Source organism: Aequoribacter sp. (assembly GCF_965659035.1).
GTDB lineage: Bacteria > Pseudomonadota > Gammaproteobacteria > Pseudomonadales > Halieaceae > Aequoribacter.
This window is the reverse complement of sequence record NZ_CBFHWH010000179.1, coordinates 259-1358: the sequence shown is the minus strand read 5'-3', so window position 1 is coordinate 1358 and position 1100 is coordinate 259. Positions and strand designations below refer to the sequence as shown.

The following is a 1100-nucleotide window of genomic DNA, read 5'->3' as shown; positions in this document are numbered from 1 at the left end:
CCAGTGAATCGTTCACCACAATGGGGGTTTTCTTAATTTGCACGGTGTAATCAAACGCTTTGGCCAACGCTTCATCGCTGGTTTTTTCGCCACAAATAATTTCGACTAATGGCATTTTGTCGACCGGCGAGAAGAAGTGGATGCCGATGAAGTTTTCAGGCTTGCCGCTACCGTCAGCCAATTGCGTGATAGGCAAAGTGGATGTGTTCGAACCCCATACACCATCTTCGGTTAAATAGCCTTCAAGCTCAGCGGTAATCTGATGTTTGAGTTTCATGTTCTCAAACACGGCTTCGATAATCAGATCACAACCCTGTAGGTCTTGGTTCGACGCTGTTGGCAAAATCAAATCTAATACGGCCTGCTTCTTCTCTTCGGTCATGCGACCTTTGGCAACACGCTTGGCCAATAGCTTTTCGGTATAGGCTTTGCCTTTCTCGGCAGCATCGACACTGATATCTTTAAGAACGACCTGAATACCTGCCATGGCTGATGAATACGCAATGCCCTGACCCATCATACCCGCACCCAAAATGCCCACTTTTTGAGTTGGGCGCTTGTCTGCGCCTTTCGGACGGCTCGCGCCACCATTTATCTTGTTCAAACCAAAGAAAAAGGTCGAAATCATGTTCTTCGCGACTGGCGTAATGACCAAGTTGGCCAAACCACGCGATTCGACGGTTAAAGCCTCATCGAAATCTAAGCGCAAAGCCTCTACCGCGCAGTCTAGGATACGCGCAGGCGCTGGAAGCAAACCGCGAGTTTTCGAGTACAGCATGGCAGGCGCAATCATGACCAATTGAGACACACCGGGCGAGTTAATGCCGCCGCCGGGTACTTTGTAGCCTTTGGTATCCCAGGGCTGAGTCGCTGCGGCTTGAATATCTTCTTGCGCTAAGATCCACGCTTTAGCGTTGGGGACTAGCTCTTCTAAAGTATCGACCGTTGCGTGGATCATTCCTGCTGCCAGTGCCTTATCAGGCGTTACTCGCGTTCCTTCGGTCAGGTAAGGCAGCGCTGCCGCCAAACCTAACAAGCGAGTCATACGCACCACACCACCACCGCCAGGCAACAGACCAAGCGTAACCTCAGGCAAGCCC

General features: G+C 51.0%; 1 protein-coding gene. It reads right to left on the bottom strand.

Features of this window, described 5'->3' with window-relative positions; translation table 11 throughout:
• The coding region (locus ACTF5Z_RS12205; protein ID WP_438985873.1) for a 3-hydroxyacyl-CoA dehydrogenase NAD-binding domain-containing protein at positions 1-1100 on the bottom strand (1100 nt) is incomplete at both ends.